17 protein-coding genes and 1 pseudogene are annotated in these 22,060 nt (G+C 72.4%); 5 read left to right on the top strand and 13 right to left on the bottom strand.

The genetic code is table 11. From position 1 onward, the window contains the following. Together RB614_RS12310 and RB614_RS12305 are read right to left on the bottom strand one after the other, a co-directional pair. The coding region (locus RB614_RS12310) for a helix-turn-helix domain-containing protein (protein WP_308712579.1) at positions 1-1,641 on the bottom strand (1,641 nt) is incomplete at its 3' end. A 285-nt stretch (positions 1,642-1,926) separates the two neighbouring features. After that, positions 1,927-2,067, bottom strand: a complete 141-nt coding sequence (locus tag RB614_RS12305) for a hypothetical protein (protein ID WP_308712578.1) — start codon at positions 2,065-2,067, stop codon at positions 1,927-1,929. Between the two features lie 44 nt (positions 2,068-2,111). Here RB614_RS12305 and RB614_RS12300 point away from each other — a divergent pair, with 44 nt between their 5' ends. Further along, positions 2,112-2,954 carry an alpha/beta fold hydrolase gene (locus RB614_RS12300; RefSeq protein WP_308712577.1) on the top strand — a complete coding sequence of 281 codons (843 nt, stop codon included), beginning with the start codon at positions 2,112-2,114 and terminating at the stop codon, positions 2,952-2,954. 82 nt (positions 2,955-3,036) lie between these two features. On the opposite strand, the gene RB614_RS12295 is transcribed toward RB614_RS12300, so the two are convergent. From RB614_RS12295 to RB614_RS12285, 3 genes are read right to left on the bottom strand one after another with little or no spacing between them, the layout of a single operon-like run. Then, positions 3,037-4,497: a serine/threonine-protein kinase gene (locus RB614_RS12295; RefSeq protein ID WP_308712576.1), complete on the bottom strand. Its 1,461-nt coding sequence runs from the start codon at positions 4,495-4,497 to the stop codon at positions 3,037-3,039. 21 nt (positions 4,498-4,518) lie between these two features. After that, on the bottom strand, positions 4,519-5,508 hold the full coding sequence (locus RB614_RS12290) for a phosphotransferase family protein (RefSeq protein ID WP_308712575.1): 990 nt from the start codon (positions 5,506-5,508) through the stop codon (positions 4,519-4,521). Next, on the bottom strand, positions 5,509-6,948 hold the full coding sequence (locus tag RB614_RS12285; protein ID WP_308712574.1) for a GH1 family beta-glucosidase: 1,440 nt from the start codon (positions 6,946-6,948) through the stop codon (positions 5,509-5,511). A 1,172-nt stretch (positions 6,949-8,120) separates the two neighbouring features. Between RB614_RS12285 and RB614_RS12280 the strand changes: the two genes are divergently transcribed. Continuing rightward, positions 8,121-11,018 carry a glycoside hydrolase family 48 protein gene (locus tag RB614_RS12280; protein WP_308712572.1) on the top strand — a complete coding sequence of 966 codons (2,898 nt, stop codon included), beginning with the start codon at positions 8,121-8,123 and terminating at the stop codon, positions 11,016-11,018. A 286-nt stretch (positions 11,019-11,304) separates the two neighbouring features. On the opposite strand, the gene RB614_RS12275 is transcribed toward RB614_RS12280, so the two are convergent. After that, a complete protein-coding gene (locus RB614_RS12275) occupies positions 11,305-11,940 on the bottom strand; it encodes a hypothetical protein (protein WP_308712571.1) in 636 nt (211 codons plus the stop codon). Between the two features lie 325 nt (positions 11,941-12,265). Here RB614_RS12275 and RB614_RS12270 point away from each other — a divergent pair, with 325 nt between their 5' ends. Further along, the gene (locus RB614_RS12270; RefSeq protein ID WP_308712570.1) at positions 12,266-13,354 is read left to right on the top strand and encodes an acyltransferase family protein; all 1,089 of its coding nucleotides are present in this window, start codon (positions 12,266-12,268) and stop codon (positions 13,352-13,354) included. Between the two features lie 46 nt (positions 13,355-13,400). Here the strand turns inward: RB614_RS12270 and RB614_RS12265 are convergent, their stop codons facing one another. Both RB614_RS12265 and RB614_RS12260 read right to left on the bottom strand, forming a co-directional pair. After that, entirely contained in the window at positions 13,401-14,315 is a 915-nt protein-coding gene (locus tag RB614_RS12265; protein ID WP_308712569.1) for an LLM class flavin-dependent oxidoreductase, read from the bottom strand. Next, the gene (locus RB614_RS12260; RefSeq protein ID WP_308712568.1) at positions 14,303-14,761 is read right to left on the bottom strand and encodes a pyridoxamine 5'-phosphate oxidase family protein; all 459 of its coding nucleotides are present in this window, start codon (positions 14,759-14,761) and stop codon (positions 14,303-14,305) included. Before RB614_RS12260 ends, RB614_RS12265 begins: the two co-directional genes overlap by 13 nt. A gap of 63 nt (positions 14,762-14,824) precedes the next feature. Here RB614_RS12260 and RB614_RS12255 point away from each other — a divergent pair, with 63 nt between their 5' ends. Next, positions 14,825-15,361, top strand: a complete 537-nt coding sequence (locus RB614_RS12255; protein WP_308712567.1) for a hypothetical protein — start codon at positions 14,825-14,827, stop codon at positions 15,359-15,361. A gap of 245 nt (positions 15,362-15,606) precedes the next feature. Next, complete coding sequence (locus RB614_RS12250; RefSeq protein ID WP_308712566.1) at positions 15,607-16,134, top strand: NUDIX domain-containing protein; 528 nt, start codon at positions 15,607-15,609, stop codon at positions 16,132-16,134. 128 nt (positions 16,135-16,262) lie between these two features. On the opposite strand, the gene RB614_RS12245 is transcribed toward RB614_RS12250, so the two are convergent. The 5 genes and pseudogenes from RB614_RS12245 to RB614_RS12225 form a co-directional block, all read right to left on the bottom strand. After that, entirely contained in the window at positions 16,263-16,556 is a 294-nt protein-coding gene (locus RB614_RS12245) for a YiaA/YiaB family inner membrane protein (protein ID WP_308712565.1), read from the bottom strand. A gap of 75 nt (positions 16,557-16,631) precedes the next feature. After that, complete coding sequence (locus tag RB614_RS12240) at positions 16,632-17,276, bottom strand: TMEM175 family protein (RefSeq protein ID WP_308712564.1); 645 nt, start codon at positions 17,274-17,276, stop codon at positions 16,632-16,634. A gap of 530 nt (positions 17,277-17,806) precedes the next feature. Beyond that, the gene (locus RB614_RS12235; RefSeq protein ID WP_308712563.1) at positions 17,807-18,472 is read right to left on the bottom strand and encodes a DUF3159 domain-containing protein; all 666 of its coding nucleotides are present in this window, start codon (positions 18,470-18,472) and stop codon (positions 17,807-17,809) included. A 132-nt stretch (positions 18,473-18,604) separates the two neighbouring features. After that, positions 18,605-20,942 (bottom strand): annotated as a pseudogene (locus RB614_RS12230) (transglutaminase TgpA family protein); the annotation flags it as partial. Further along, entirely contained in the window at positions 20,918-22,048 is a 1,131-nt protein-coding gene (locus RB614_RS12225; RefSeq protein WP_308712562.1) for a DUF58 domain-containing protein, read from the bottom strand. The gene RB614_RS12225 and the pseudogene RB614_RS12230, both read right to left, overlap by 25 nt. Between the last annotated feature and the right edge of the window lie 12 nt (positions 22,049-22,060).

Below are 22,060 nucleotides of genomic sequence, written 5' to 3'. Positions count from 1 at the left end.
GCGGGTGATGTAGTCCTCGACGTGCTGGTCGATGGTGGCTAGGGCGTGGCGGAGGGTGGGTGGGGCTTGAGGCTGGTCGGCGGCGGTGAGTGGTCGTAGGAGTCGGTTGTGGAGTTTGGTGTAGAAGATCGCTAGGCGTTGCCCGTCGGGGGTCAGGGTGTAGGTGTGGGTGTGTTCGATCCGGTGGATTAGGCCGTTGGCGCGTAGCCGGCGCAGGTCGTAGGTCATCTGGCTGGTGCTGTAGCTGGTGCCGAGCAGCCGGGCGGTCAAGGCGCGAAGGCTGTTGTTGGTGATGCCGGTGACGGCGAACAGGTTCAGGCATAGGGCGCCGGTCAGGGCCATGACCCGAGGGTCGCCGAAGCGAAGCGCTGGGGCCCTCCTGCCGTCCTCGGTGAGGGTGGGCTGGGCGACCCGCTCGATGGCTGGGCTCGCCAGGACACAGCCCTGACCGACCCGGATAGTGTCCAACAGTCGGCGGTTGACGTCACGGGCCTTGACGACGAGTTCGTCGAGGTGTTCCAGGCGGCGCAGCACGCGCAGGTCGTAGGTGTCGTTGATGACGGTTTCGATACGCAGCGCGCGGCGGTCTTTGAGGTAGTACTTGATCCGCGAGTGGCGGTAGAAGGCATTGACGACGACGCCGTCGTTGTCCCGGTCGATCGCGGTGCGGAACACGCCGTGGGTGGTGGAGCGGACCTGCCGGTTGAAGATGATCTCCATGTTGTCGGGGCGGCCGATGTCCAGGTTGTCCGCGGCGAGGGCTTCGAAGAAGGCCCGAGCGTGGTGGGGTGCGCTGAACACGATGGTCTTGGCGACCTCGACCTGGCGCATGGAGATGTCCCACCAGTAGCCGGCCTGCCGGTCGGTGCCGGTGAACGGCAACGGCAGCCGGGCCCACCAGCGTTCGGCGAACACCGTAATGGTGCCGGGGCCGAGCCGGTCACAGATGTCCTGCAGCGCGGCGGGCTCGTCACAGGAGGCGAACCCGTTGGACAGTTCGGTGAAGCCGACACCCGCTGCGGTGGCTTGGCGTTTGGCCCACTCGTGCCCGTTGATCCAAATCTTGCCCGGGTAGGGAAAGTAGGCGCAGATCTTGATGAACGCCGGGCCGACCTGCTCGTCCCATAGGTAGAAGTAGTAGCAGGTGACCCGGCGTTCGACCCGTTGGTAGGAGAACCACACCGCGCCGGTCCCGGTTTCGGACTTGGTGCCGGTGAAGACTCGTTGGTATTCCTGCGCGACGCCGATCGCGGCGACCTGAGACCGGCCGGTGGCGGCGGCCTTGCGGATCAGCGGCATCATCTGATCGATCTTGCGTTCCGGCCACGGGCTGTCGGCCAGCACACCCGGTCTGCTGTTGTCCTTCTTCCCAGCAAAGCTGATGACCGGGATGTCGTTGGCCCGCGCGAACGACATCACGGCCCGGCGGAACGTCTGTCCCCGGCGTTCCAGCAACGCCGGTGATGGCACCGGCTTGCCCTCATGCTGGGTCAGGAAGCTGACCACCTGGCCGCCCACCATCAGGTTCGGCACGGACAAGGTGAGATAGACCCGGTCCAGGCAGTCGATCTCCAGCAGCTTGCGCCCGTCGAGTACGTCGTTGACCGTCACCGCGTTCGTTCTGGACACACGCGCTGCCATGACCGTGCACCTCCCGCAACCACATCCGTGGATGCGAGGATGCGACCACCGCGAGCGGCCCCACCAGGCCAATCACCCGTCTGGGCGGTCCGAGGCGAAGCCTCCCTCGTGCGGTGGCCACCAACGTTCACCAGGTGACCGGCGGCCTTCGACCGCTGGTCACCCGGCGCCGGCGAAGCCGGCAAAGGGTGGTGGCCACCGCACTAGGTCGCGCTGCCGGCCGGAGCCGCTGGCGTGCCGCGTTCGGTGGGTGAGATCCGGCGCCGCCCGCCAGCAGGAGAGGGCTCAGCCGGTGGCCAGCGGGAGCAGGCCACCGAGCAGGGTGAGGGCGGAGAGCGCAGCGAGGGCCGCACAGCGCGCCAGGATGAGCGCCAGCCGGCCCGCTCCACCGGACGGCCGCCCGGTCAGCGATTTGACCACGTTCATTCGGGTACTCCCGGTAGTCGTACTTCCCGCATGGAGACGGACTGATGATCTACCGATCCGAGGCCGGTGCGGCCGAGGTGGAGAAGCGCTACCGGGAGCTGCTGAGCGGTTGGCCCGTTCCGAACGAGCGGCTGACGCTCTCCACCTGCGAGGGGGAGACCTTCGTCGTGGTCAGCGGGCCGCCCGACGCCCCGCCGGTCGTGGCCCTCCAGGGCTTCGGCGCCAACGCGGCGATGTGGCTGCACCAGATCGAGCGGCTCGCCGAGTCCCTACGGGTGTACGCCGTGGACGTGATCGGCGAGCCCGGCCTGAGCGCCCAGACGCGGCCCTCGCTTGCCACGGACGCGTACACCCGGTGGCTGGACGACGTGCTCGACGGGCTCGGGCTCGACGAGACCGCGATGCTCGCCGTGTCGCTCGGCGCCTGGATGGCGCTGGACTACGCGCTGCGTCACCCCGAGCGGGTGACCAGGCTGGCGCTCCTGACGCCCAGCGGGATCGGGCCGCGCAAGCTTTCGATGCTGCGTGCCCTGTTCAGGCTGCGGCCGTTCGGGGACAAGGGACTGCGGCAGACCGTCCGGTACGCGCTCGGGCCCGGCGCCCAGGACATCGCGGAGGACAAGGTCGGCTCGTTCGCGCTGCTCATCGCGAAGCACTTCCGGCCCCGGACCGAGCGGGTCCCGACCTTCTCCGACGACTCCCTGCGCAAGATCGACATCCCGGTGCTGGCGATGGTCGGCGGGAAGGACGCCCTGCTCGACTCCTACGAGATCCAGCGCCGGCTCAACAAGGTCATGCCGCACGCGACCGTCCACATGCTACCGACCTCGGGTCACCTGCTGCCCGACCCGACGCAGACCCTGCTCCCCTTCCTACGCGCCAGCTGAGAGACGCCAGCCCGCCCGGTGATCGAAGCTCCCTTCATGCCGCTAGAACGACGTGAAGGGAGCTTCGATCACGAAGAAGGCGCTAGCTGTTGCGCAGCAACGGGTCCAGCGCGAGCGTCAGGTCGAAGCGGGCCTCCTGCGCCACCGAGCCCTCGTTGAAGTCGTTGATCTGCTCCAGCAGGTCGGCCGCCGCGTCGCGCAGGTCGTCGGGGTCGCCGCCTTCCAGGCTCTGCCGCAGGTCGTCGACGCCGTCGCGCAGGTCGTCAGCGGCGTCGTCGTCGATGCGGCCGTCGGCGATCGCGCGTTCCAGTGTCTGGTCGACCTGCGCGACCAGGTCGGCGGGGGAGGGGGTGGGCGGCGCGGTGGTGCGGGGCGGCGCGGTGCGGGCCGGGCCGGCGCCGGGCGCTCCACCCGCGGCGCCGCCGTTGTCGCTCGGCGCGAACGAGGCGAGCGCGGCCGCGGTCAGCCCGCCGGCCAGCAGCAGGCCCGTCATGATCATGAGGGTGGGGCGCAGGCCCCGGCGCTGCCGCTCGACCCGGGCACCGGGCGCGCTCCGCGGCGCCGGCGGGAGCGGCCGCCCCACCGCCGTGCGCGGCCCGACCGGCGCCGGCGTCGGCGCGGCCGAGGCGACCCCGCGGGCGTAGCGGGGACCGGGCCGGCGGGCGTCGCCCGAGCGGGCGCCGAGGCGGCGGGCATCGCCCGTGCGGCCGTCGGCCGGGGGTACGGCCGCGTCGAGCGCGTCGGCCACCTCCTGGGCGCTCGGGCGGCGGTCCGGGTCGTGGGAGAGGCAGGCCAGCACCAGCGCGGCCACCCCGGAGGGCAGGCCGGGCACCGAGGGCGGGGCCACCACAGGTGAACGCCGGTGCGCCTCCTCCGCCTCGTCCCAGGTCGCCACCGGCAGCGGCGGCCGGCCGGTGAGCGCCTCGTAGAGCAGCGCGCCCAGCGCGTACACGTCGGCGGCCGGGTCGGGCGGGCCGGCGTCGAGCCGCTCCGGAGCCGCGTACGCCGGGGTGCCGACCAGCCAGCCACCGTCGCCCTCGGGGCGGGAGCCGGCGAACGCGGCGATGCCGAAGTCGAGCACCTTGGCGCCGGTGGGGGTGAGCATCACGTTGCCGGGCTTGACGTCGCGGTGCACCACGCCCATCCGGTGCGCGGCGGCCAGGCCGTCGGCCACCTGCGCGGCGGTGCGGACCGCCTCGGGCCAGGGGAGCGGTCCGGCGGTCAGCCGGTCGGCGAGGTTGCGGCCGTCGAGGAGCTCCATCACGAGGTACGGCACCACCGTGCCGTCGCCAAGCCGTTGCTCTCCGTAGTCGTAAACCTGGGTGACGTGCGGGTGGGTCAGCTTGGCCGTCGCCCTGGCCTCGCGCCAGGTCGCGGCGAACAGGTCGGGCTCGTCGTCGAGGGTGGCGGTCAGTGCCTTGACCGCGACCGGGCGGTCGAGCACCTGGTCAACGGCGAGCCAGACCTCGGACATCCCGCCGACGCCGATCTGTTCGACGATGGCGTACCGGTCGTGCAGGAGCAGCCCCGGGGCGAACGTCATGGCGACCAGTGTGGTCGATCCTCAGAGCAACGCCAACTGTGCGTCGATACGTTCCGCTAGCCAGGACTCGAACTTCACCCGGTCCTCGTCGTACCAGCCGCGGGTGGCGCCCTCGATCGCCATGATCACGTAGAGGTATGTCGTGTAGAGGTTTAACCGGCGCGAAACGCTCTCGGTCAGCTCGATGCCGGCCAGCAGCTCCGGCTCCGGCTCGCGAAACAGCGTCAGCGAGACGAGCTCGGCGATCGGGTCGCCGTAGAAGGCGCGCTCGCCGTCGATGAACCCGGTGATCCGCCAGCCGTCCGGGCTCTGCGGGCCGCGCTCGACGAAGACGTTGCCGTCCCACAGGTCGAAGTGGACCAACGCCGGCCGGGTCACCTCGTCCAGGCAGGACGCGTGCCGCCGCATCAGCGCGGCGATCCGCTCGGGCGGGGCCGGCAGCGGCTTGGCGGCGGATAGGCGCTCGGCGTCGGCCATCAGGTCGTCGACCATCGCGCCGAACGCACCCCGCCAGCTCGACTGCCAGCTGCGGCTGCCGCGCAGCGGGTACCCGTACCCGCTGCCGGTGATCGTGTGGAGGCGGGCGGTGAGCCCGGCGACCTGGCCGCGCAGCGCGGCGATCTCGGCCGGGGGCAGGCTGTCCACAAGGGAGCGCAGGTCGGTGCCGGGCACCAGGCTGAAAAAGGCGAAGTCGGTGCCGAGCAGGTCGCGCTCGAAGCCGGCGTACACGACCTCGGGCACCGGGACGCCCACGGCGGCCGCCCGCCGGTAGAAGTCGACCTCGGTGCGCATCAGGTCGACCTCGTGGGTGAGCAGCTCGAGGTGGGGTGGTGGGGCCACCTTGAGCACGAGCTCGCGGCCGTCGTCGAGGGTGACCGCGTACGCCGCGTTGTAGGTGCCGCCGGCCAGCTCGCGCCACCCGGCCACGCTGGCGGACGGGCCGAAGGCGGATGACACCAGGCGGGCCAGCTCGGCTTCGCTGACCCGCCTCTTGGTGACGCTGTCGCGCATTCAGACAGTGTTGTCGGCGATGACCCGCTTGTACCAGTGGGCGCTGCGCTTGAGGACGCGCCGCTGGGTGGCGTAGTCGACGTAGACCAGGCCCCACCGCTCGTCGTAGCCCTGGTCCCACTCGAAGTTGTCCAAAAGGGACCAGACGTGGTAGCTCTCCAGCGGCACCCCGTCGGCGATCGCGCGATGCGCCGCGGCGAAGTGGTCGCGCAGGAAGGCGACCCGCTGCACGTCGTCGATGTCGTCCTCGGGGCCGAGCACGTCCGGGCAGGGCAGGCCGTTTTCGGTGACGGTGAGCGGCAGCGGGCCGTAGTCGCGGGTGACCCGGGTCAGGATGTCGTACATGCCGTCGGGGTAGATCTGCTGCCAGAACGCCTCGGACGTGGCGTGCCGCTGCTCGGTGCCGCCGTCGCCGGTGACGTAGTAGGGCGTGTAGTACTGCACGGCGAGCAGGTCGACCGGCGTGGAGATGATGGCCAGGTCGCCGTCCCGGATCGAACGGGCCAGCGGGCTGTCCGGCCCCTGGTCGGCCAGCAGGTCCTCGGGGTACTGGCCGCGCAGCGCGGAGTCGAGGTAGAGCCGGTTCTCGTACGCGTCGTAGAGGCGGGTGGCGGCGGCCGAGGCGGCGGAGTCGTCGGCGGGGTAGCAGGGGTGCAGGTTGAACGCCGGGCCGATCCGCGAGGGGCTGCCGGAGGCGCGCAGCGCCTGCACCGCCAGGCCGTGGCCGAGCTGGAGGTGGTGGGCGACCTGGTACGCCAGCGGCTCGTCCTGCTTGCCGGGCGCGTGGTGGCCGGTGATGTACCCGTTCTGCACGACGGTCTTGGGCTCGTTGATGGTCAGCCACACCGGCACGACGTCGCCGAGGGCGGCGTACACGTGCTCGGCGTACTCGGCGAAGCGGTACGCGGTGTCGCGCGACTCCCAGCCGCCCCGGTCCTGCAGCGCCTGCGGCGTGTCCCAGTGGTAGAGCGTGGCCATCGGCTCGATGCCCCGCTCCAGCAGCCCGGCGACCACGCGGCGGTAGAAGTCGAGGCCGCGCTGGTTGGGTGCGCCGGTGCCGTCGGCCTGCACCCGGGACCAGGAGATGGAGAACCGGTACGAGCGCAGCCCCAGTCCCTTCATCAGGTCGAGGTCCTCGGGGTACCGGTGGTAGTGGTCGACCGCGACGTCGCCGGTGTCGCCGTTCTTGGTGCGACCCGGCGTGTGGCTGAACGTGTCCCACACCGACTCACCGCGGCCGTCGTCCTTGGCCGCCCCTTCGATCTGGTACGCCGACGTCGCGGCCCCCCACCCGAAGCCGTCCGGGAACGCCAGACCGAGCGGGGCGTCGACCGCTGGGTCCCGGGACAGATCGTCGGGCTCGGCCCCGCGGAGCAGGGCCGATCTGGCCGAGTCTGCGGTCGGGGTGGCGCCAGCGGTGGTCCTGGTCGGTACGGACATGTTCGGGTCTCCTCGGTGGTGGCCCATCCCCCGTGGTCTGGGAGCGCTCCCAAGGCTAACCCGGATCGTGGCGGATGGAAATGGGGTGATCGGGTGGTGATGTGGCCGAAGGCTCGTCCACATCACCCGGCCGGAGTCGTCCCGCCCGCTCAGGTCCGGGTGGGCCGCCCCGACCAGGTCCGTAGGCACGGACCGTCGTCAGATGAGTCGCGACGCGTGACGGCCTCCCGCTGGCGAGTCGGTGCCGAGCGTGTCGGGCGGAGGCGGGCAGAGGGGTTGAGCACGGCGGGTCGGCTGAGCCGGTCCGCGCTGACCGGCCGTGAGGTCGGCGCGACGGCGATCGGAGGGTTGCGCGACGGCGGTGCGGTGGGATCCGTTGGGTCCGATGCCGCCTACTTAACCGGTCAACCGGTTGGGGCTCGCGCCTGTCCCGATGACCGATTACCCCATTAGGTGGTGGGGTTTATCTTCAATCAGAGTGGGGTGTGGGGACGGGGAGGGCAACCCCCGTCCCCACCATCAGTTACACACGCGCGAGAGGATCTTCCCTCCTCGTCGCGCATGTCGCGCGGGAGCCGGGCCACGCGAGTGGCTCTGGTTCCACCTCCTCTCGACCGGGGGGTGAGACGCTGGCGGCGGAGTCCGGGCTGGCCCGCCGCCAGCTCTGCGGCTGAGCGGTGTGGGTTCCGCTGATGGCGCTAGCGGTGTCCCTTGTAGTGTTGTCCCCCGCTACTTGCATCGACATCAATGGAAGCGCTCCCATCGACGTTGGTTGGACTGTAGTACCCGTTACGGCTTTGTGAAAGACCCAAAACAAGATCGAAACCTCCAGCGAATGCCGGTGAAACCCCGCGGTGCCGCTAGATCGGCAGGTCAGGGCCCGTTTGGCCACACTGGAGCGAAACCAAAAACGCTCCTACTTGCTGCGGGAGCGCTCCCATGCAAGACTGTCGAAACATCGCGTGAGGGAGCCAACACCGCGCGACCACGGGCCGCCGAGGGCATCCGAGTCAGGAACCGGCGCCTGGTTTGTTAACGGATCACCCCCGGTCCGGGACGGGATGCCCCACGTCACCACAGGCGCCTTCCGCCCTGCGCGCCCGCTCTCACACGATCGCGTAGAAGGTGCCGGCCGAGCCCACTCGGCCAGGTCCGCGAGGAGACACTCCACGATGAAGCTCACCGCAAGAAAACGCCGATTGGCGATGATCGCCACCGGCGCACTGGTCGCGGGAGGGATGGTTGGCGTGCCCGTCGGCATGGCCTACGCCGCGACCGCCTGCGACGTGACCTACACGACCAACGACTGGAACACCGGGTTCACCGCCAGCGTCACGATCCACAACCTCGGTGACCCACTGACCAGCTGGAACCTCGGGTTCACCTTCCCCGGCAACCAGCGCGTCACGCAGGGCTGGTCGGCGAACTGGACCCAGTCCGGCGCCAACGTCACCGCCACCAACATGCCGTGGAACGGCAACCTGGCCACCGGCGCCTCGCTCTCGATCGGCTTCAACGGCTCGTACTCGGGCACCAACGCCAAGCCGACCGCGTTCACGATCAACGGGACCGCCTGCAACGGCGCCTCCTCCAACCAGGCGCCCACCGTCTCGCTCACCAGCCCGGCCGCCGGCGCCTCGTTCGCCGCGCCGGCCAACGTCACGGTGAGCGCCAACGCCAGCGACGCCGACGGCTCGATCAGCAAGGTCGAGTTCTACCGCAACGGCCTGCTGGTCAACGAGGACACCACCGCGCCGTACAGCTACGCGATGACCGGCCTGCCCGCCGGCTCGTACACGGTGCAGGCCAGGGCGTACGACAACGGCACGCCGGCGCTGACCGCCACCGCCGAGCGGGCCTTCACGGTCACCGGCACCGGCCAGGCCAGCATCGTCACCCCGGCCACGCTCAACGTCGCCGAGGGCAGCAGCTCGCAGCTGAACGTGAAGCTGAGCGCGGCGCCCACCGGCAGCGTGCCGGTCACCCTGAGCAAGACCGGTGACGCGGACGTGACGCTCGGGGCCACCAGCGTGACGCTGAACTCGACGAACTGGAGCACCGGCGTCAACGTCGCGGTCAACGCGGCACAGGACGCGGACGCCAACAACGACACGGCCACGGTCACCGCGAGCGCCACCAACTACACCGCGGCGCAGACCGCGGTCACGGTGACCGACGACGAGAACACCACCGACCCCGGCCGGTACGGCGAGGAGTTCCTCGAGCTCTACAACAAGATCAAGGCTCCGGCCAACGGGTACTTCAGCCCCGAGGGCGTCCCCTACCACTCGGTGGAGACGCTCCTGGTCGAGGCGCCCGACCACGGTCACGAGACCACGTCCGAGGCGTTCAGCTACTGGCTGTTCCTCGAGGCGATGTACGGGCGCACCACCGGCAACTGGACGGCGTTCAACAACGCGTGGCAGGTGATGGAGCGGTACATCATCCCCAGCAACACGCAGGGCAACTACAACGCCAACGACCCGGCCGACTACGCGCCCGAGGCCGACCTGCCCAGCCAGTACCCGGGTACCGGCGGCAAGCTGGACTCCTCGGTGCCGGTGGGCCAGGACCCGCTGTACAACGAGCTGACCCAGACCTACGGCAGCAACCGGGTGTACGGCATGCACTGGCTGATCGACGTCGACAACACGTACGGCTACGGCAGCTGCGGCGACGGCACCACCAAGCCCGCGTACATCAACACCTACCAGCGGGGCCCGCAGGAGTCGGTGTGGGAGACCGTGCCGCACCCGTCCTGCGAGACGTTCAACTTCGGTGGCCCCAACGGCTACCTGCCGCTGTTCATCGGCGACTCCACCTACGCCCGGCAGTGGCGGTACACCAACGCCCCTGACGCCGACGCGCGCGCCGTCCAGGCCGCGTACTGGGCCCAGAAGTGGGCCGGCGAGCAGGGCAACGCCTCGGCCGTCTCGTCGACCGTCGCCAAGGCCGCGCAGATGGGTGACTACCTGCGCTACGCGATGTACGACAAGTACTTCAAGAACCCGGGCTGCGCCTCGACGAGCTGCACCCCCGGCACCGGCAAGAGCAGCTCGGCGTACCTGCTCTCCTGGTACTACGCCTGGGGCGGCCCGCAGGGCAGCAGCGACTGGGCGTGGCGGATCGGCTCCAGCCACAACCACGGCGGCTACCAGAACCCGTTCGCGGCCTGGGCACTGTCCACTGTGAACGGTCTGATCCCGCGGTCGGCCACCGCGCAGCAGGACTGGGCGACCAGCCTCACCCGGCAGATCGACTTCTACACCTGGCTGCAGTCGGCCGAGGGTGCGATCGCCGGCGGCGCGACCAACAGCTGGGGCGGCAACTACAGCGCCCGCCCGTCGAACCTGCCGACGTTCTACGGCATGACGTACGACTGGCAGCCCGTCTACCACGACCCGCCGTCCAACCAGTGGTTCGGCTTCCAGGCGTGGAGCATGGAGCGGGTCGCCGAGTACTACCACGAGACCGGCAACGCCCGTGCCAAGGCGCTGCTGGACAAGTGGGTCGACTGGGCGCTGGCCAACACGACGGTCAACGGCACCACGTACCAGGTCCCGTCCACCCTGCAGTGGACCGGCCAGCCCGGTGGCAACTGGAGCAGCGGCACCACCTCGGTCAACAACAGCAACCTGCACGTGACCGTCGTGGACCACACCACGGACGTCGGCGTGACCGGCGCGTACGCCCGCACGCTGACGTACTACGCCGCCAAGTCCGGTGACACCCAGGCCGCGACCACCGCGAAGGCGCTGCTCGACGCCGTCCTGAACCACAAGGACGACAAGGGCGTGTCGGTGCCGGAGACCCGGGCGGACTACAACCGGTTCGACGACCCGGTCTACGTCCCGTCGGGCTTCACCGGCACCATGCCCAACGGTGACCCGATCAACTCCAACAGCACCTTCCTGAGCATCCGGTCCTTCTACGAGGACGACCCGGACTTCCCGAAGGTGGAGGCCTACCTCAACGGTGGCCAGGCACCGACGTTCAACTACCACCGCTTCTGGGCGCAGGTGGACGTCGCGATGGCACTGCACGACTACGACCGGCTGATCGGGGACTGACCCGAGCAGCAGCGACCCGGGTAGGGGTCCTCTCCTTCCCCCTACCCGGGTCCCGCAAGCGGCCCGATCCCCACAATCGGGCCGGAAAGACGGCCTGAATCCCCCACGGTCAGGCCAGCGGGCGGCCTGATGCCCCCGGTCCGCCCACCCCGGGGGGGGCCGGCCGGAGTGCCCCACGCCGCGGGCCGGCCCGGCCCACCACCCCCACACACCGACTCCCGGGCGGGTGGCACAGGATGCCACTCGCCCGGCTCCATGCCGGCGGTCGGGTGGTCGCCGCTCGCGGCTACCGGCGGTAGCAGTGCCAGGAGAAGGCGTCGTTACGGTTGGAGAACTGCGCGAACGCCACGCTCCCGTACCGGCCGCGGCAGGCGCCGTGCATGTCGATGAGCTGCCGGCCACGCCGCTCCCAGCGGCACTCCCAGTTGTCTTCCGCCTGGCCGGTGCCGTTGCGCAGCTGCGCTTCCGCGTCCCGTTCGTGCGTGCGCGCGCAGTAGTCCCGCAGCATCTGCCACAGCCCCATCGGGCCGCCCTCCGGGCCCAGCGCGACCGGCGCCCTGGGCGGCGCCGCGGCCGGCGCCGTCGTGCGCGGGGGAGCGGGCGCGGTCGTGCGGACCGCCGGCGGCCGCGTCGTGCCAGCCCTGGCCGGCGTGCGGGAGGGGGCGGCCGGCGCGGTGGGCGCGGCACTGGTCGGTGGTCCAGCCGATCCCTCTGGTACGGCAGCCGGGGCGCTGCCGGCCTGCGGCGCGACCTTGGCCGGGGCGGCGAGCGGGTCACCGGAGTTCCAGCTCATGCCCGACCCGGTGACGAACGGCACAGAGCACACCAGCACCAGCGCGCCCAGGCCGACCGCGGCCAGCAGCCAGCCGTACTCCCGGCCCAGCCGCCGCACCACGGCGGAGGGCGCGGTCTCGTCCGACACGGTGACCGGCCCTCCCGTCCGCCGCCGAAGAATGCCTGTTGGGGGTTCTTTCGGCTGGTCACTCTAGCTACTCCAGCCACCTCGCGGGATGCCCGACAGGTCAGGTCACGATCCGTTTGTCGGCCAACCGACACTGAGCGGTGACTCAACAAAGCCGGCCCCCCACGAACGCCGGAAGCGGGGTAACCTAGGGACTGGAGAGGCCGCTTCCCCCGTGGCGGCCTCTCCTTTTGTCTTCCGCGCGCCCTCTCGTCCGCGGCGCGCCATCTGTCTGCGGCGCCCGCACCGGGCCGCCGTGCCGGGCGGGGAGCTAGAGTCGGGCGTTGTGTCCCGACTGCCCTCGCTGACCGGTCTGCGCTTCGCGGCCGCGTTCGGGGTCTTCGGTCTGCATGCGTACTCGTTCGTCACCCTTACCGACCCCGTCGCCCGGCGCGGCGCGCAGCTGCTGTTCGACGCCGGCGACCTGGGCGTCTCGTTCTTCTTCGTGCTGTCCGGCTTCGTGCTGACCTGGTCCGCCCGCCCGGACCGCGGCCCGCTGCGCTTCTGGCAGGGGCGGGTGGCCCGCATCTACCCGGCGTACCTTGTCGCGCTCGCGCTCGCCGTCGTCTCGCTGTACGTCACCGACCGCGTCCCGCCGATCTTCTGGGAGCCGCTGGGCGCCGGCGCGGTGCTGCTGCACGGCTGGTACACGCAGGACTTCGTCTACCTCGGCATCAACCCGGTGGGCTGGTCGCTGTCCTGCGAGATGTTCTTCTACCTCTGCTTCCCGCTGCTGCACGCCCTGCTGCGCCGCTGGAGACCCGTAGCCCTGTACCCGAGCGCCCTGGTCCTGATCGCGCTGACCTGGTCGATGCCGTGGATCGCCGAGGTCGCGGTGGTGCCGGAGCACGAGCGCTGGTTCGTGTACGTCTTCCCGGTGACCCGGATGACCGAGTTCACCCTCGGCATCGTGCTGGCCAGGCTGGTCCTGCTCGACGCCTGGCGCGGCCCCGGCCTGCGCGCGGCGACGGCGATCTTCGTGGCCAACTACCTGGCCGTGGGCTGGCTGCCGGCGGTGACCCGGGACACCGCGGCCGTCGTCGTCGGCACCGCCCTGCTCATCCCGGCGGCCGCGCTGGCCGACCTGCGCGGCGACCGCTCGCCCTGGCGCCACCCGGTCGTGGTCCACCTGGGCGAGGTCTCGTACGCGTTCTTCCTGGTCCACCTGACGGTCATCGTGACCGCGGCCGAGCTCCTGGACCTGCGTGGACCGTGGGCGCTGTGGCCCGCGCTGGGCATCGCGGCGGCGCTGCTGCTGGTCTCCTACGCGCTGGCGTACGCCCTGCACCGGTGGGTCGAGGCCCCCGGGATGCGCCTGCTCAACCGCCGCGTACCCTGGCCCACCCGCCGCTTGCCCGTCTCGCCGCCCCTGTGATCGAAGCTCCCTTCACGTCGTTCTAGCGACTTGAGGGGAGCTTTGATCACAGACCGTGGGGAGAGCGGGTGAGGGCGGGGAGCACGCTCGCGGCGACGTCGTCGAGCACGGCCTCGTCGCCGGCGTACCAGCTCTCCGCGCGCGGCCAGTGTGACAGCACGTCCGTGAAGCCGCACTCGGCGGCCCGCCCCACCGCCTCGGCGTAGTAGGCGGCGCTGGAGAGCGAGTAGACCGGCGCCGCGTCCAGCGAGACGTAGCGGTCCACAGTAGACGGATCGCGCCCCGTGGCGGCGAGGATGTCGGCGAAGCGGGCGGCGGACTCGCGGGCCGCGCGCCACCACGCGTCCAGCGAGTCCATCCGGCCGACCGTGGTGACCCAGCCGGCGCCGTACCGGGCGGCCAGCCGCATCGACCGCGGGCCGAGGCCGGCCACCACGAGCGGTACCCGCGGGGTTTGCAGCGAGCCGGGCGTCCCGCGGGCGTCGACCGCGGTGTAGTAGCGGCCGTGGTAGGTGACGCGTTCATCGCGCAGCAGCGGGTCGAGGATCGCCAGGAACTCGGTGAACCGGTCCACCCGCGCCCGCGGCGGCAGCGGCTCGCCGCCCAGCACGGTGTTGTCGAAGCCGGCCACGCCGCCCGCGCCCACGCCCAGCGTCAGGCGCCCGCCGGAGACGTCGTCCAGCGCGGTCACCTCGCGGGCGAAGTGCACCGGGTGCCGGAAGTTGGGCGAGGCCACCATCGTGCCGAGCCGGACCCGCGAGGTCACGCCGGCCGCGGCGGCCAGGGTGGGGACGGCGTCGAACCAGGGACCGTCGACCAGGTCGCGCCAGCCGAGGTGGTCGTACGTCCAGGCGTGCGCGAAGCCGTACTCCTCGGCGCGCCGCCACCGCCCGGCGGCGGCCGACCACCGCTGGTCGGGAAGGATCACGATGCCGGCGCGCACGGGCGTCAGACCAGCCACCGGCCGTCCCGCATGATCTCGCGGCCGGCCAGTTCGTTCTCCTCACGCCAGGCACGCACGCGCCGGGGTGTGACCAGGAAGTAACCGTACGGCGGCTTGCTCTCGCGGGCGTCCCAGTGCTGGCGCGCGAACGCCTCGGCGAGGTCGGCGGGCACCTCCTCGCGGGTGTAGGCGGTCACCGTGCCCTCGACGAGCACCAGGTCGCGGGTCTGGCCGAGGGCGAGGTGGGCGACGCCGGAGGCGCGGAGGTTGCGGCCGGTGACGCTCCTTTCCGGTGTGGCGAGCAGCAGGCCGCCGCCGATCCAGATGAACGAGAGCGGCAGCAGGTAAGGCGCGCCGTTCGGGCTGGCGGTGGAGACCCAGACGTCGAGGTCGTTCTCCAGGCGGGTCAGGGTGTCGCGCTTGCGGTCGGCCCCGCTGCGCGGGGGCGCTACCTCGATGGTCATGGTCCACACTCTGCTACCTCGACCCAGGTTCAGCGCAAGCTACCCGCGGATTAGCCTGGTTCGATGCGGGGACGGCGGCTGGGGCTGGCGCTGGGCGCACTGCTGCTGCTCGCCACCGGCGGCGCGGTGCTGGTGCCGCTGCTCCGCGCCGCGACCTCCGGCGAGCCGGCCGTGTCGAGCACCGCGCAGCTGATGGCGTGCGCGCAGGCGCCCGGCGACGGCTACTGCGAGCGGCTCGCCGGCGACCGTGCGGCGCGCGGCCCGCTCTCCAGCATCGACCGGGACACCGGGGAGAGGTACGTCGAGCGGATCCGTGAGGCGTTCGAGGCGCACCTCGGCGCCGTGTGCCGCGCCGAGTTCGACGCCTGCCAGTTCGCCGAGCCGCCGACGGTCGAGTCCCTGCGCGCGGCCCTGGTGGCGGCGGGCCTCCCCGGGCCGGTGGTGCGACCCGTCCGTTACACCGACCCGGCGCCGCTGGGCGCGACCATCTACGCGGTCCGGGCCGGCGCCGGATGTGCCGTCGGCTGGGTCGAGGGCGGCGCCGGTCGGGCGCCGCAGGTGGTCGGCCGCCACCGCGACGGCCGCTGCCTGCCCGCGTAGCGCGCTGAGGTACGACTGACGGTCCGGCACTGGCCGGTCTGGGTCGAAGGAGCAGGGCGAGATCCGCCGCTGGCTGCGGGAAACCTGGTGTCCGCCAGCGCGCCGCTCGCGCGGCGGGTCACCGACGCCACCCTGCTGGCCGGGCTGAGACGCTGGGCCGGGCTGCGCGACCGCCTCCCGTGACCACCGGCCCGGCGCGGAGGCTTCGAGACGATCCAAGACCCGGCGAGCTTAGGATCGGGGTCGTGGCCGACGAGGCGCCGCTTTCCGCGGACGAGATCCTGGACGTGGTCGACGAGCACGACGTGGTGGTCGGGCAGGCGCCGCGCCGCGAGGTGTACGCGAACCGGCTGCGCCACCGGGCCGCGTTCGTGCTGGCCCGCGACCCGGACGGGCGGATCTTCGTGCACCGCCGTACGGCTCGCAAGCTCGTCTTCCCCTCGCTGTACGACATGTTCGTCGGTGGGGTCCTCGGCGCCGGCGAGACGTACGACGCGGCCGCCCGGCGCGAGGCGGCCGAGGAACTCGGCGTCGACGGGCCGCTGGCGCCGGTCCCGCTGTTTCGCTTCCTGTACGAGACACCGGCGCACACCTGGTGGTCGGCCGTCTACGAGGTGCGGGTCGACGGGCCGGTGCGGCCGCAGCCGGAGGAGGTCGACTGGTACGCGTTCCTCGCCGAGGACGAGCTGCACCGGCGCCTGGACGAATGGGAGTGGGTCCCGGACGGCTTCGAGGCATATCGCCGGCTGCGCGAGCTGCGCCGCCCGGCCTGATCCGCGGCTCGACTCCACCCCGGACGTAAGTCACTAGTCACAGTGCGGTGGCCACCAACGTTCACCGGGTGACCGCCGGCCTTCGGCCGGTCACCCGGCGCCGGCGAAGCCGGCAAAGGGTGGTGGCCCTAGGCGGCCGGGTGGACCTTGAACGGGTCGTGCTCGGCGAGCAGCTTGTCCAGGCGGGCCTGGTCGACCCGGCTCACCACCTCGGCGCTCTCCTGTTGGTCGCGGATGCACTTGGCCAGCGTGAACGAGGACGTGACCACGTACAGCAGCGCCAGCGCGAGGAAGGCGCGGATCCAGACACCGACGGGCAGGTACACGATCGCGGCGCAGGCCGCGAAGAGCGAGACGGCGAACGACAGCATCGCCTGTACGAAGAACGCGGTGGTGTTCTTGCGCGAAACCGGAGCGGTCATGCCACCGATCCTCGCGATGCGCGGCCGCCGGTCGTTGAGCACTCGTACTCATCCGGGCCGAGCACCGGCACTCGACTACCGCCGCCGGCGACGTCTCACCCTCGCCAGCTTACCCGCTATGGGCAGCCAGTAGTACGGGATGAAGGCGGCGATCACCGCCACGCCGAGCGGGGGATAGCCGGCGCCGAGCAGGGTGCCGGTGGCGATCCAGGCCAGCGCGAGCTGGAAGCGGCGGGCGATGGCGGTCACCCCGGCCGGGTCGAGGGTGTCGGTGAGCAGGCGGCGGCGGTGGCGGGCGTGCCACCAGATGAGGTTGAAGAGGATGGCCGCCAGCTCGAACGCGATGCCGTGCAGGACGACGGCCGCCCGCTCGCCGTGCCCGTCGCGGAAGGCCTCGGCCAGCACCGACGCCGCGAACGGCAGGAACGCGACGTCCATCAGCAGCACGGTGTTCAGCAGCAGCACGACCCGGTCGGCGCTGCGGATGTGGTCGAACATGACGTGGTGGTTGGCCCAGATCTGCCCGATCAGCATGAAGGTCACCGCGTAGGCCAGGTAGGACGGCCAGAGCGCGGCGAGGCCGTGCCACAGGTGCCGGGTGTCGTCGGGCGGCCGGATCTCCAGCACCAGCAGGGTGACGGCGATGGCGATGACGGCGTCGCTGAACGACACCAACCGGGCCGGATCGCGCTCCGTGCCGTACGGCATCGAGCCTGTCATCGCCCCAGCCTCAGACACCGGCCGGCGACCCGACGGACGTTTCGGGCAGCGGTCGCCGCACGCATCCGAGCCGGGCGCGGCCTTGGCCCGATGCCGTCCCGGATCGTCCGGAACGCGCCTGCCGGAGGCGACAGCGGGGTGACCGCGACCAGACGCGGAGGATGAGGCCAACAAATGAGCAACGGTCCGGACCCAATGCCACTCACGCTAGTTCGATCAAGGCCGTGAGCCACGCTCAGGAGCGCCAGGCCGTCGACGGGCCCGGGTGGGCCGGGCCGCGCGGGCGGCGGTCGAGATCGTGGTACGCAGGTGCCCTCGGGTGGGTGGATCCGTACCACGATCTGCTGGGCCGGGTCCCCTGAGCTCGGGGTCGAGGTCCCGTCCGCCCCTTGATCGGCGTCGGGCGTGGGCTGGGTCGCGCGGATCGTGGTACTCCGCTGTGATCTTGATCAAAATCAGGGTGAGTGGCATTGGGCCCGAACCACGACGGACGTCGCGGTAGCTCGAATGTGTCTCTTGAATTTGATCTTTCAGTGGGCCTCGGTCGATGCCGGCGCCGGAGCGGCCGGGCCGGTGGTGACCGGGTGGCGCAGGCCGGGGTGCTCGGCGGGCAGGGAGCGGCGGATCACCCACCAGCTGACCGCGAGGCAGGCGGCGACCAGCGGCCAGGTCAGCGCGGCCCGGGCCACGCCCAGCGCGGCCACCTGGTCGGCGGCGTAGAGCGGGAGGAAGACGGCCAGGCGGATCGCGTATTGCAGGACCCAGATCCAGCTCGCCCGGCCGTAGGCGCGCAGCAGGTCCGGGTCGCGCCGCCACCGGGTGCGCTGGCGCAGAACCGCGCCGACGATCACGCCGAGCAGGGGCCAGCGCAGGACGATGCTGACCGCCCAGACGAGCGCGCTCGCCGCGTTCGAGACGAGCTGGAGCAGGAAGAAGTCGGCGGCGCGGCCGGTGCGGACGGCGATCAGCGCGGCCAGGCAGACGGCCAGCAACCCGACGAGGGCGGCGCCGGGCCGGGCACCGCGGGACAGCCGCCACCCGGCGACGGCGGCGCCGGCCACGAGCGCGGCGACCACACCGCCCCAGAGCGACTGGCCGGCGGCGAGCCAGCCGGCGACGAACGCGAGCGGCGGCACCGTCGCGTCCAGCGCGCCGCGCCGCCCTCCCAGCAGGTCGGCGAGCGACTCGTCCCTCACGTTAGGAAAGGCTAACTTAGCGAGATCTCTACGTCACGCACGAGGCCCGTGCTTCGCCGCGCCGCCGCGCCACCGTGCCGGGTCCGCGTGAGCGGCGGGCTGGCGGGGCGGCGGCACGGCGGCACGGGCGGCGGCACGGGCGGCGGCACGGCGGCGATCAGCGGCGCTTGTGCCAGCGCAGCGGGCCGGGGTGCAGCGACCAGAGCAGCCGGCGCCACCAGGAGCGGCGCGAGCGCAGGTCCGTCGCGTACGCCACCGCCTGCGTGCCGGCCCGCCGCGCCTGGTCCTCGTCCGTGGCGAACGGCGCGAACGTCGCCCGGTTGACCAGCTCGGCCAGCTCCCCGATCGGCGGTGCCGCCTGCCGCAGCCCGCCGGCACGCCGCCCCTCGGCCGCCACGTGCGCGTGCGCCGCGACCTCGGTGGCGTCCAGGTGCGAGCCGGCGGGGCGGCCGGCGAGCCGCAGCGCGTCGCTGACCTCCAGCCACGCGCCGGCCACCCGCTGGGCCGGCGGCCCCTGCTCCAACCGCCGGCGGCGCAGCCCGCGCCGCAGGGTCAGGAGCACCGCGGCGGTGCCGCCGATCAGCAGTACCAGCAGCGTGCTCAGCCCGCCGGCCACGATCGCGGCGGTCGGGTCGCCGCCGGTGTCGCCCGGCGCGGCGACCGGCTCGGCCGAGGCGCTGGCGGCGGCGGTCGCGGTGGGTGCCTCGGTGGGCGGCTCGCTCGGCGGCTCGGTGGGTGGCTTGAAGTCTTCCTCGACCGGCCGCGGCTCGGTGTCCGGCTTGGGCATCGGGTCGAACGCCACCCAGCCCAGCCCCTCGAAGAGCACCTCCGGCCAGGCCAGCGCATCGGCGCCGCGTACCGGGCCGCTGCCGGTCGCGGACTGGAAGCCGACCACCACCCGGGTCGGCAGGCCCATCAGCCGGCCCAGCAGCGCGTACGCGGCGGCGAACTGCTCGGAGGTGCCCTCCTGCCCTCCGCCGCCGCGCGGTCCGAAGAGGAAGAAGCCCAGGTTGGGGTAGGCGTGGCCGCTCGGCGCGTCGGCGACCACCCGGTAGTGCGTGGCCAGGAACTCCTCGATCGCCACCGCCCGCTGGTACGGCGCGCCGTTTTCGTCGGCGAGCTGGTCGGCCAGCCGCTCGATCTGCTCCGGTACCCCGTCGCCGATCCGCAGCACCCGGGCCACCGCCGGGCCGGAGGGTACGTCGGCGGCGGAGAGCAGGCCCAGGTCGGGCTGCTCGCGGGCGGAGGTGACCGAGTACCGCAGGTCGGGGTGGAGGCCCTCGGGGCGGATGAGCGTGCCGCTGCCCGGGTCGTACGCGACGCGGGCCCCGTCGATCGCGGTCGGGGTGGCCACGGTGGGCAGCAGCCGCCCGGTCAGGTCGGCGATCGTGACCCGCTGCCGCACGGTGTCCACAGTGGAGTCCGGGGCGACGGCGGGAGAGGGGAGCACCCGGCCGGCCGTGCGGTACGTGCCACCGACCCGCCAGGTGATCCCGTCGTAGTCGCTGAGCACCGCCAGCCGCAGCCGCACCGGCCCGCCCGGCTCCGCGGCGACGTCGAGCAGGTGCTGGTCGGGGTTGAGCGCCCAGCCGGAGATGCGGATCAGCGGGTTTTCGTCGAGGCTGTCGACCTGCGGCGGCTGCACGTACTTGCGCGGGTCGACCGGCCGCGTGCCCACCTGCCCGGCGACGAACGGGCCGACCACCGCCGCCAGCGCCACGATCGCGGCCAGCCCCGCGGCGGCGCCGGCGGCCACCCGTACCCGCATGGCGGCCCGGACCGGCGCGGCCAGGTCGCCCGACCCGGACGGTGCCGGGCGGCCGGTCACGGCCAGCCCGGCCGCGGCCGCCGCCGCGAACGCCAGCGTGGGCAGCACGGCGGCCTCGGCGTTGGGGCCCACGACGTAGAGGGCGCCGGCGTAGAGGCCGGCCGGCGGCAGGTAGCCGAGCAGCACGCGGCCGGCGCGCACCGCGACCTCGGTGGCGGCGAGCCCGGCCAGCCAGGCGCCGACCACCGGTACCAGCACGGTGTCGGGCGTGGGCTCGACCGGGATCATGGCGGTGAGCAGGCGGGGGATGCCGTTGCGGGCGGCGTCGGAGAGGAGCTCGGCCAGGCCGCCGGGCAGCTCGGCACGCTGGGCGGCCAGCCGCAGCGCGACCACCGTGTAGATGGCCATCGCGATCACCGACACCGGCGCCACCAGCCACGACGGCAGCCGGCGGGCCGCGGCGCCCACCCCGACCGAGCCGATCGCCGCGCCGGCGACCAGCTGGGGCAGCAGCGGGCCGGCGTAGATCCGCGCCAGCGCCGCGCCGCTCAACCCGATCAAAATCATGAGCACCACGGGTACGGGTGCCGCCCGCAGGATCCTCGTGGACGGCCGTCTGATGCTCCCGGCCGCGGCCGGCTCTTTCGCTGAGCCCGATGGCTCGTTCGCAAGCTCGCTCACAAGCGCTCGACGCCCTCCCACTCGGCGGCGAACTCGGGGCCGTCCTTGGCGTCCAGCATCACCATGCCGTCGACGGCGGCCGGGGTCGGTCCGTCCGAGCCGAACATGCCGACCACGACCGCCGGGTACGTGCCGCGCAGCGCGCCGACCAGCCCCAGGTCGGCGGTGCCGCCGGGGCCGGTGAGGAAGACCAGCGTGTCGCCGAGGCGCTGCTGGCGCAGCCGGACGGTGGCGGCGTGCAGGTCGCCGTCGCGGTGCAGGTGTGCTTCGGCGAGCCGGTCGAGGAAGTTGGCCGTGCCGCCGCCCCCGGAGACCAGCTGCAGGGTGACCGGCACGTCCTCGCGTACGGCGGCGGCCACCACCGAGGCGGCCGCCTCACACGCTGACTCGAAGGTCTCCTCGACGCTCTCGCGCGGGTGGGCCGTCACGCGGTCGTCGAGCAGTACGACGATCTGGGGCAGCGAGGTGTCGAGGTCTTCGCGGACCATCAGCTCGCCGACCTTGGCGCTGGTGCGCCAGTGGACGCGGCGCAGCTCGTCGCCGACCACGTACTCGCGGAGCGAGTCGAACGTGATCGTGCCGTGCGGCACCCGGTCGATGCGGCCGTCGAGGCTGCGGGCGACGCCGGCCGGTACCGCGCTGAGGTGGTGGATGCGCGGGTGCACCCACACGGTGGTGGTGTCGCCGTGCGCGCGGGCCAGCGAGACCAGCCCGAGCGCGTCGCGGCGGGTGACCCGCAGTGGGCCGACCGGGATCACGCCCCGGCGGTGGGTGGGGACCGGGTAGCTGACCGTGGTGTCGTGGCCGGGGCGCAGGCGCAGCAGCGGTACCGGCACCGGCTTGGCGCCGCACCGGTCTTCGGCGATCAGGCTGGCCGAGGCGAGGCGACCGGTGTTGCGGACGGTGAGCGTCATCGTCGCCGGATCGCCGCGGGCGACCCGGTCCGGGTCGGCGACCCGCTGGACGGACAGCCCGGGTCGCCACGCCGCGTGGGCGAGGGCGCAGCCGGCCGCGATCGCCGCTGCGCTGCCCAGCAGCGTGAGCTCGGGGTAGCCGAACCAGAAGCCGGTGGCCAGCAGCACGACCGCGCTGGCCAGCAGGCCGGTGCCGCGAGGGGTGAGCCGCATCGGTCCGGTGTC

Source organism: Phytohabitans maris (assembly GCF_031085175.1).
In the GTDB taxonomy this organism is placed as follows: domain Bacteria; phylum Actinomycetota; class Actinomycetes; order Mycobacteriales; family Micromonosporaceae; genus Phytohabitans; species Phytohabitans maris.
This window is presented reverse-complemented; position numbering and strand designations above follow the sequence as displayed.

Coding starts and splice junctions, on each gene's coding strand:
- RB614_RS12305 (WP_308712578.1), bottom strand. CDS start 2,067: ATGAACGTGGTCAAATCGCTGACCGGGCGGCCGTCCGGTGGAGCGGGC.
- RB614_RS12295 (WP_308712576.1), bottom strand. CDS start 4,497: ATGACGTTCGCCCCGGGGCTGCTCCTGCACGACCGGTACGCCATCGTC.
- RB614_RS12225 (WP_308712562.1), bottom strand. CDS start 22,048: ATGCGGCTCACCCCTCGCGGCACCGGCCTGCTGGCCAGCGCGGTCGTG.
- RB614_RS12245 (WP_308712565.1), bottom strand. CDS start 16,556: ATGACCGCTCCGGTTTCGCGCAAGAACACCACCGCGTTCTTCGTACAG.
- RB614_RS12290 (WP_308712575.1), bottom strand. CDS start 5,508: ATGCGCGACAGCGTCACCAAGAGGCGGGTCAGCGAAGCCGAGCTGGCC.
- RB614_RS12260 (WP_308712568.1), bottom strand. CDS start 14,761: ATGACCATCGAGGTAGCGCCCCCGCGCAGCGGGGCCGACCGCAAGCGC.
- RB614_RS12280 (WP_308712572.1), top strand. CDS start 8,121: ATGAAGCTCACCGCAAGAAAACGCCGATTGGCGATGATCGCCACCGGC.
- RB614_RS12300 (WP_308712577.1), top strand. CDS start 2,112: ATGATCTACCGATCCGAGGCCGGTGCGGCCGAGGTGGAGAAGCGCTAC.
- RB614_RS12255 (WP_308712567.1), top strand. CDS start 14,825: ATGCGGGGACGGCGGCTGGGGCTGGCGCTGGGCGCACTGCTGCTGCTC.
- RB614_RS12285 (WP_308712574.1), bottom strand. CDS start 6,948: ATGTCCGTACCGACCAGGACCACCGCTGGCGCCACCCCGACCGCAGAC.
- RB614_RS12240 (WP_308712564.1), bottom strand. CDS start 17,276: ATGACAGGCTCGATGCCGTACGGCACGGAGCGCGATCCGGCCCGGTTG.